Source organism: Polaromonas sp. CG_9.5, from assembly GCF_035984465.1.
Lineage (GTDB): Bacteria > Pseudomonadota > Gammaproteobacteria > Burkholderiales > Burkholderiaceae_C > Polaromonas.
On the sequence record NZ_JAXCHR010000027.1, the window covers coordinates 22,063 to 31,116 of the forward strand.

The following is a 9,054-nucleotide window of genomic DNA, read 5'->3' on the forward strand; positions in this document are numbered from 1 at the left end:
GGACGCCCCGCCTGACTTGACCCCTTTGCTTTAGCCGGGCCGATGCACAATCGGCAGGCCTGGCCAAGTCGCGCCTGGGCCAGGCGTACAACAGGAACGGGAGACGGTTTGAGCACAATCAAGCGCAGCAGCGCAGGCAGCGGGCGCACCCGGGCGGCCAGGCGGCTGGTCGTCTGGCTGGGTGCGGCGCTGGCCGTGATGCTGGTCGCGGCCGCCGGCTACCTGGGGGCCACGCGCGCCGCCATGCTGCAGCTGCACGAAGCGCAAGGGCACCGGCTGGACGTGGTGTCGGCGGCGCTGGACGGCGAGCTGGCCCGCTTTGAATACCTGCCCTCGTTGCTGGAAACCAGCCCCTCGGTGCTCCAGCTGCTCGACCGCCCCGGCGACGGCGCCTTGCGCGCTGAAGTCAATCAGTATTTGCGCCGCATCAACGACACGGCCGGGGCCAGCACGCTGTACGTCATTGATGAGCAAGGCCTGACGCTGGCGGCTTCTGACGCCGCCGAGCCGGGCAGCCCGCTGGGCACGAATCTTTCTTTTCGCCCCTATGTACGCGATGCGCTGGCGCAAGGACGCGGACGGTTTTATGGCGTTGGCACCACCAGCCACAAAGCCGGCTATTACCTGTCGTACGCGCTGCGCCACGGTCAGCGGCTGCGCGGCATGGGCGTCGCCAAGGTCAGTCTGGCGCAGACCGAGCTGGCCTGGAAACGCCTGCCCGGAGAGATCGTGGTGGCCGATGCGCAGGGCGTGGTCATTCTTTCGACTCGCAGCGACTGGAAATACCGGCCACTGGCGGCTTTGTCGGCCAGCGCGCTGGCCGCTATTGCGCAGTCGCAGCCGTATGGCGAATCTGCCCTGCAGGCGTTGCGCTGGCAGTCCAGCGAAACGATGGTGTCGGGGTTGCAATGGCTGGGCGTACAGCGCGAACGGTTTGTCAGCAGTCAGCGGGCTTACGGGCCGATGCACTGGCAGGTGTTTGTGCTCGACGACGCCGCGCAACTGCAGGAAACCGGCATGGACGGCGCGCTGATGACCGGGCTGGCAGCGGCCTTGCTGCTGCTGGCGGCCATGCTGGTGCTGCAGCGGCGGCGCACCACGCGCCTGAAGCTGGCGAATCAGGCGGCGCTGCAGGCAGCGCATGACAGCCTGGAGTCCAAGGTGGCCGAGCGTACCGAAGAGTTGCGCGCCGCCCAGAACGAGCTGGTGCATGCCGGCAAGATGGCGGTGCTGGGCCAGATGTCCGCCGGCATGGTGCATGAGCTGAACCAGCCGCTGGCGGCCCTGCGCACGCTGTCGGACAACGCTGGCGTGCTGCTGGAACACCAGCGGCTGGACGACGTGCGAAGCAACCTGCGGCGCATCGCCCTGCTGGTCGACCGCATGGCGCGGCTGACGCTGCAGCTCAAGTCGTTTTCGTACAAATCAGCGATTGCGTTTGCGCCGGTCGGCATCGAGCAAGCGGTGACCAGCGCGCAACTGATGGTGATGCAAAAGCTGCGCGAATCCGGCGTGACGCTGGAAGTCGCCATCACGCCGCCCGACCTGACGGCCCAGGCCGAAGCGGTGCGGCTGGAGCAGGTGCTGGTGAATCTGTTTGGCAATGCGATAGACGCGATGGCGCAGTCTGACGTGCGTTGTTTGCGGGTGAAAGCATGCGCCGACCAGTGGCAGTGCCGCATCACCGTGACCGACACCGGGCCGGGCATCAGCGACGCCATTTTTCTGCGTCTGTTTGATCCGTTCACCACCACCAAACCGATGGGCCAGGGGCTGGGGCTGGGGCTGATGATTTCATCGCACAGCATGCAGGAGCTGGGCGGCACGCTGCAGGCGTGTAACCTGCCACAAGGCGGTGCCTGTTTTACGCTGGTGTTGCCGCTTGCCGAATTACCCAAGGAAATCAAATCATGAGTCAGGTGCCCGACATCAAGGTCGTTGTGGTCGAGGACGACGAGGACGTGCGCGTCGGTTGCTGCCAGGCGCTGGAGCTGGCGGGCTTTGGTGTCAGGGCCTATGCCAGCGTCGAGCAGGTCAGCCCGGCGCTGGGCGCTGGCGAAGCCTGCGTGGTGCTGAGCGATGTGAAACTGCCCGGCATGCAGGGTACCGAATGGCAGCGCAGCCTGCATGCCATCGACCCCGAACTGCCGGTAATTTTGATGACCGGCCACGGCGATATTTCGATGGCCGTGCAGGCCATGCGCGCGGGCGCGTATGACTTTGTCGAAAAACCCTGTTCGTCCGAGCGCCTGGTGGCCGTGGTGCGGCGCGCTGCCGACAAGCGCGCGCTGACGCTGCAGGTGCAGCAACTGCGCCACCAGCTGGAGAACTGGCACGGCATTGAGGCGGCGCTGATCGGCCGTTCACCGCAAATGACGCGTGTGCGCCGCACCGTGATGGCGCTGGCGTCCACCCCGGCCGATGTGGTGATTTACGGCGAAACCGGCACCGGCAAGGAACTGGTGGCGCGCTGCCTGCATGACCACAGCCAACGGCGGCGCGCCAATTTTGTGCCGCTGAACTGCGGCGGCCTGCCCGAAGCGCTGGCCGACAGTGAATTGTTTGGCCATGAAGTCGGCTCGTTCACCGGTGCCAGCAAAATGCGCATCGGCAAATTTGAATACGCGCAGGGCGGTACGCTGTTTCTGGACGAGATCGAAAGCATGCCGATGTCGGTGCAAATCAAACTCCTGCGCGCCCTGCAAGAGCGCACGGTGGAGCGGGTGGGCTCGAACAAGCCGGTGGCGATTGACTGCCGCGTGGTGGCCGCCAGCAAGGCAGACCTGAAGCTGCTCAGTGACCAGCAAAAGTTTCGCGCTGACCTGTATTACCGGCTGGGCGTGGCGTTTATCGAGCTGCCCCCGCTGCGCGAGCGCCGCGAAGACATTCCGCTGCTGTTTGCGCATTTCGCGCTGCTGGCCGCCAGCCGTTACCAGCAAAGCGCGCCTGAGCTGAACAGCGGGCAACTGGCCGAGTTGATGGCCCACGACTGGCCGGGCAACGTGCGCGAACTGCGCAATGTGGCCGACCGCTTTGTGCTGGGCCTGACGATTGACCCCTTCAACCTGGGCGCGCAGCCGGGCGACATGCCGCACACCCTGCCCGAGCAGGTCGAGCATTTTGAGCGCGGCATGGTGATTGAAAGCCTGCGCCGCCACCACGGCGATGTCGGCGTCGCGGCCCGCGCGCTGGGCCTGTCCAAGCAGACGCTGTACGACAAGCTGCGGCGGTTCCGGCTCAGCGCCGAGGAATTCAAGACGCACTGAGGCCCGGCTGGCTGCCGCTCAAGCGGCGCGCATCAGGTGCGGTAGGCCGTGTCCAGGCGTTCGAGCTTGCGGATCAGCGACGGCCAGACAAACGCGCCGCCCAGCCCGCCGGTTTGCACCCGCATGGCTTGCGACACGCCCTGCAGAATCTGCGGGTTGACCTGCGTCAGTGCGCCGCCGCCGGCCTGCGCGTCAATCTGGATGCGGCAGGCGTTCTCGAACGTGTACATGCTCAAAAACGCATCGGCAATGCTTTTGCCCACCACCAGCAGGCCGTGGTTGCGCAGCACCATGAAGTTGGCAGCGCCCAGGTCGGCCTGCAGGCGCGGCTTTTCGTCGTCGCGAAACGCCACGCCTTCGTAGCCGTGGTAGGCCAGCGACGCCAGCACAAAGGTCGATTGCTGGCTGATGGGCAGCACGCCGCCGGCCTGCGCACTCACGGCCACGCCGGCGCGGGTGTGGGTGTGCAGCACGCAAGTGGCGTCAGGCCGCGCAGCATGCACGGCGCTGTGAATCACAAAACCGGCCGGGTTGACGGGAAAGGGCGAGTCAATCACCTTGTTGCACTGCTCATCGACCTTGACCAGACTGGACGCCGTGATTTCGTCAAACATCAGGCCGTAGGGATTGATCAAAAAATGGTGCGCGCCCGCGCCTGACACCGATTCGGGCAGCTTGGCGCTGATATGGGTGAACACCAGGTCGCTCCAGCCGTACAGCGCCACCAGCCGGTAGCAGGCAGCCAGGTCGCAGCGCAACTGCCATTCTTCGGCGCTGACGATGTCTTGGAGGGAAGGAATGTGCATGCGGTTGTCTCCGGGTGAAGGTTGCCAGTGAAATGCGAAATGCAAGGCCTGACAGCCTACAACGGCGGGCGCAACGACAGGTGTTGCCACGGCGACAAGCCGAAATGGCGGTAGCTGCCAAACAGGCTGATTGCTACTATAAAAATAGCAGCTTGCGCACGTGGCTATTGCGCAAGCGGCACTTTTCATTAAAAACGGGGCTGCAACAGCCCCGTTTCAGTGTCTGCCGGCGGGGTTGACCGGCGCGGCGTCTGGTTTACTTGCCGCCGCGAATCCGGCCCAGTTCCTTCTGGGTTTCGTTCCACAGGTCCATGCCGACTTCGGTGCCGATCTGGGCATACACGCCGGTCAGCTTGTTGCGCATGCGCTCGGCCTCAATCGGCGACAACTCGTTGACCAGCATGCCCTTGGACTTGAGGTCGGCCATGGCCCTGGAGGCCTCTTCGCGCGTGTCCTTGCGTTCAAACTCGCGGCTGGTCTTGGCCGCGTCCATTAGCACTTTCTGCTCGGCCTTGGACAGCTGGTCCCACCATTTCTTGCTGACCAGCACGATCCACGGGCTATAGACGTGGTTGGTCACCGTCAGGTACTTCTGCACCTCGTAGAACTTGCTCGACAAAATCGTGTTGTACGGATTTTCCTGGCCGTCGACGGTCTTGGTTTCCAGCGCGCCGAACAACTCGGAAAACGCCATCGGAATGGCGTTGGCACCCAGCGTCTTGAAGCTGTTCAAAAACACGTTGTTCTGCATCACGCGCAGCTTGATGCCGTCGAGGTCTTCGACCTTGGTGACCGGGCGCTTGCTGTTGGTCAGGTTGCGAAAGCCGTTTTCCCAGTACACCAGGCCGACCAGGCCTTTTTCCTGCAGCTTGTCCTTGATCTTGTCGCCGATCGGGCCGTCGAGCAGCGCATCGGCTTCCTTGACATTGCTGATGAGGAACGGCGTGTCCCACAGCGCCATTTCCTTGGTGATGCCGACCAGCGTGGCGGTCGAGCCGACCATCATTTCCTGCGCGCCGCCGATCAGGGCCTGCTGCATCTGGGTGTCGGGGCCGAGCGCGGCGGCGCCGATGGCGCGCACCTTCATCTTGCCGCCCGAGGCTTTTTCAACCGCATCGGCAAACACCTTGGCCGCGCGGCCCTGGTTACTTTGCTCGTTCAGGCCGTAGCCGAAGCGGATCAGGCGCGGTTTGATGTCCTGCGCCAGCGCGGAAAACGAGGCGCTCAGCACCGCAGCGGCGGCAGCGGCGACAAGGGTTCGACGAAGAAAAGTCATGGGGAAGTCTCCTGGAGTTATGGGTGAAAGGAACAGGGATTCAGCGCATCCACGCGACGGGCGCGGTGACGATCTGCGGGAACAACACGAACAAAAACAGGATCAGCGTGTAGGTAATCAAAAACGGATTCACGCCGCGTATCACCTGGTGCAGCGGCATCCGGCCCACGCCGGCCACCACATTGAGCACCGTGCCGACCGGCGGCGTGATCAGGCCAATCGCGCCGTTGAGCACGAACATCAGCCCGAAGTACACCGGGTCGATGCCGGCCTTGACGGCAATCGGCAGCATCACCGGCGCAAAGATCAGGATGGTCGGCGTGAGGTCGAGCGCGGTGCCCACAATCACCAGCGCAATCATCATCACTAGCATCAACAAACGCGGACTGTCCACCAGCGGCCCGAGCCAGCCGGTCAGCGTGCTGGGCAGGTCGGCCAGCGTGATCATGTAGCTGGCGACCTGGGCGCCGGCGCACAGAAACATCACGACGGCGGTTGTCTTGGCGGCGCGTACCAGCACGCCCTGGATCTCGGGCAGCTTCATTTCGCGGTGCACGAACAGCGCAACAAACAGCGCATAAAACGCGGCCACCACGGCCGCTTCGGTCGGCGTGAAGATGCCGGTCTTCATGCCGCCGATGATGATGATCGGCATCAAGAGCGCCCAGAAAGCCTTGGCGGTGGCGCGCAGCCGTTCACGCATCGGCAGCGGCTGGCCTTCGGGCAGGTCGGTGTTGCGCAGCACCAGTTTCCAGGCCACGATCAGGCCCACGCCCATGACGATGCCGGGCACGATGCCGGCCAGAAAAAGCGACGAAATCGAGGTGTTGGTCGTCACGCCGTAGATCACGAACGGCAACGATGGCGGAATGATGGGCGCGATGATGCCGCCCGAGGCCACCAGCCCGGCCGAGGTGTGCATCGGGTAGCCTTGCTTGCGCATCATGGGCAGCAAAATGGTCGCCAGCGCGGCGGTGTCGGCCAGTGCCGAGCCACTCATGCTGGCCATCAGCACCGACGCGCCAATCGCCACATAGCCCAGGCCGCCGCGAATGTGGCCGACCCAGGCCTGCGCCATGGCGATGATGCGCTGGCTGATGCCGCCGGAGTTCATCAACTCGCCGGCCAGGATGAAAAACGGCACGGCCAGCAGCGGAAAGCTGTCCACCCCGGCGACCAGGTTTTGCGCCAGCAGCTGGGTGTCCCAGAAGTCCAGCACCCAGGCCATGCCCGCGCCCGTGAGCACCAGCGCCAGGCCCATGTTCATGCCGATGCCCATGAGCGTCAGCATGCCGACGGAAAAAACGATGAATGCGAGGCCTTCGTTGCTCATGGTGTTACTCGACTTCCACGTTGTGGCCCAGGTCCAGCGGCGTGCGCTGGATGATCTCGAACAGCGCCATCAGGCCGATGGCCGTGGCGCACAAAAAGGCCGGCAGCGGCAGCAGCGCGGTCGAATAGCCGAGCACCACCGACTGGCTGCCATAGCCGACCACCACCTGTTGCCACGCGCCCCAGCCAATGAGTGCGCAGGCCAGCAGCACCAGCAGGCGAATGAAAATCGTCACGCTCATGAACAGTGCGGGCCGGTGCTTGAGCATGCCGACCAGGCTGGTGAAGGCCATGTGCTCGCCCGCCGGATAGGCAGCGGTCGCGCCGATGAACACCATCCAGACGAACAGCAGGCGCGACAGTTCTTCGCTGGCGGGCAGGCCGCTGCTAAAGCCGTAGCGCAGCACGACGTTGACGAACACCGCCAGCGCCATCACGCCCAGGCACCCGGCCAGCAGCATGTTGCTGATGCGCTGGAAGCGGCTTTTGGGAACTTCGATCAGGGCTTCGTTGTGCATGTTGGCTCCTTGTGCGTGTCCAGCCATTGGCAGACTTCGGCCTGCAGCGTGGCCAGCGGTTTGAGCGCATCGACGCGCAACACGCCGGCTTCGCCCGTGGGGTTTTCCAGCGTGGCGAACTGGCTGTCCACCAGCGTGGTCGAGAAAAAATGCTGCTGCGCCCGCGCTGACACCCGTGCCTGCGATTCCTCGCGGCTGATGTCAAGAAACACAAAGCGCAGTCCGGGCGCGGCCTGGCGCAGGCGCTCGCGGTAGGAAAGTTTCAAAGCCGAGCAGGTCAGCACCAGGCCTTGCGGGTGGGCGCGCAGCTGATCGCCCAGCACAAAAAGCCAGCCATCGCGGTCGGCGTCCGTCAGGGCAATGCCCTGGCTCATCTTGGCGCGGCTGGCAGGGCTGTGAAAGTCGTCGCCTTCGACCAGCGTCAAGCTGGTAGCCTGCGCCACGGCAGCGCCCAGACTGGACTTGCCACAACCGGCCACGCCCATGATTACCAAAGATTCCGTCATAAGTTCAAAGTTTGGATAGCGCTATCCGGGTGGATCAAAATAAAAGATGAACGCCGGGAAAATCAATTTAAACAACGGCCTGCAAAAAGCAGATCAGGGATTTTCCGGCTGGCGCTCACCGTGGGATAGCGCTATCCTATGCGAGCATCCCCCATCAATATCTCAGTAGTTTCCCTAGGATTCATGACTTCAGCACCTCTTCGTTCGCGCGCTACGGGCCGCGTCACTTTGTCTGATGTGGCGCAGGCCGCCGGTGTCAGCCCGATCACCGTGTCGCGCGCGCTGCGCGGCGAGCGTGCGGTCGCGCCGGACCTGGTCGAGCGGGTGCAGGCGGCGGCGCGCACGCTGGGCTATGTGCCCGACCCGGCGGCCCGCGCGCTGGCGTCGCAGCGCAGCACGCATGTCACGGTGCTGATCCCGATGCTGTCAAATGCGCTGTTCGTCGATGTGTTTGAAGCCGTGCAGCGCAGCCTGCGCCCGGCCGGTTACCAGACGCTGATGGGCGTGACGCACTACAACCTCGACGAAGAAGAGCTGCTGCTGCGCGAGCAACTGCTGCAGCGCCCGGCTGGTCTGCTGGTGACGGGGCTTGAACGCACGGACGCCGCCCGCGCGCTGATTGCCCAAAGCGGCGTGCCGTGTGTGCATTTGATGGAGCTGACCTGCGCGACGGGCGTGTACAGCGTCGGCTTTTCGCAGCTGGAAGCGGGCGCGGCCATGACGGCGCATTTGCTGGCGCAAGGCCGCCGACGCATCGCTTTTGCCGCCGCGCAGCTCGATGCACGCACGCTGCAGCGGCTCGACGGCTGGCGGCGCGAAATGGGCGCGGCCGGCCTGCATGATGCGGCGCTGGAATGGCTGAACCCCGCGCCGTCATCAATGGCGCTGGGCGCGCAGATGTTCGCGCAGATCATGCGCGAGCAGCCCGATGTGGATGGAATTTTTTTCTGCAACGACGACCTGGCGCAGGGCGCGTTGCTGGCGGCGCTGCGCCTGGGGCTGGCCGTGCCGCAGCGCGTGGCCGTGGCCGGCTTCAACGACCTGACCGGCAGCGACCAGATGCTGCCGCCGTTAACCACGGTGCGCACGCCGCGCGCCGACATGGGCACGGCAGCGGCCCGCATGCTGCTGGCGCTGATGAATGGCGAGCCCGTGGCTTCGCCCTGTGTTGACCTGGGTTACGAGCTGGTCGTGCGGGCGAGCAGCTGAAATGACTTGAATGCTATTGAAAGAATAGCTGGCTGCGCACGTCTGCATTGGGCAGTTTCAAGTCCAAGCGCAACACAGGGATCATTGAATAGTAGCGGGCGAGGGGTGGTAGTTGAGCAACAAATTGCGGTAGACCTCAAG

8 protein-coding genes are annotated in these 9,054 nt (G+C 64.3%); 3 read left to right on the top strand and 5 right to left on the bottom strand.

Going from position 1 to position 9,054, the window contains the following annotated elements; genetic code table 11:
- Positions 1-108 precede the first annotated feature (108 nt).
- Complete coding sequence (locus RCH06_RS15905) at positions 109-1,914, top strand: ATP-binding protein (protein ID WP_327082440.1); 1,806 nt, start codon at positions 109-111, stop codon at positions 1,912-1,914.
- Positions 1,911-3,266 (top strand): sigma-54-dependent transcriptional regulator, encoded by a 1,356-nt coding sequence (locus RCH06_RS15910; protein ID WP_327082441.1) that lies wholly within the window; start codon positions 1,911-1,913, stop codon positions 3,264-3,266. Before RCH06_RS15905 ends, RCH06_RS15910 begins: the two co-directional genes overlap by 4 nt.
- Positions 3,267-3,298: 32 nt before the next feature.
- On the opposite strand, the gene RCH06_RS15915 is transcribed toward RCH06_RS15910, so the two are convergent.
- The 5 genes from RCH06_RS15915 to RCH06_RS15935 all read right to left on the bottom strand — a co-directional run bounded on the left by RCH06_RS15915 (position 3,299) and on the right by RCH06_RS15935 (position 7,704).
- The gene (locus tag RCH06_RS15915; protein ID WP_327082442.1) at positions 3,299-4,072 is read right to left on the bottom strand and encodes a class II aldolase/adducin family protein; all 774 of its coding nucleotides are present in this window, start codon (positions 4,070-4,072) and stop codon (positions 3,299-3,301) included.
- Positions 4,073-4,328: 256 nt separating this feature from the next.
- Entirely contained in the window at positions 4,329-5,348 is a 1,020-nt protein-coding gene (locus RCH06_RS15920; RefSeq protein ID WP_327082443.1) for a TRAP transporter substrate-binding protein, read from the bottom strand.
- A gap of 40 nt (positions 5,349-5,388) precedes the next feature.
- A complete protein-coding gene (locus tag RCH06_RS15925; RefSeq protein WP_327082444.1) occupies positions 5,389-6,681 on the bottom strand; it encodes a TRAP transporter large permease in 1,293 nt (430 codons plus the stop codon).
- 4 nt (positions 6,682-6,685) lie between these two features.
- Complete coding sequence (locus RCH06_RS15930; protein ID WP_327082445.1) at positions 6,686-7,198, bottom strand: TRAP transporter small permease; 513 nt, start codon at positions 7,196-7,198, stop codon at positions 6,686-6,688.
- The gene (locus RCH06_RS15935) at positions 7,180-7,704 is read right to left on the bottom strand and encodes a gluconokinase (protein WP_327082446.1); all 525 of its coding nucleotides are present in this window, start codon (positions 7,702-7,704) and stop codon (positions 7,180-7,182) included. Before RCH06_RS15935 ends, RCH06_RS15930 begins: the two co-directional genes overlap by 19 nt.
- Before the next feature lie 183 nt (positions 7,705-7,887).
- Between RCH06_RS15935 and RCH06_RS15940 the strand changes: the two genes are divergently transcribed.
- Positions 7,888-8,913, top strand: a complete 1,026-nt coding sequence (locus RCH06_RS15940) for a LacI family DNA-binding transcriptional regulator (protein WP_327082447.1) — start codon at positions 7,888-7,890, stop codon at positions 8,911-8,913.
- Positions 8,914-9,054 lie beyond the last annotated feature (141 nt).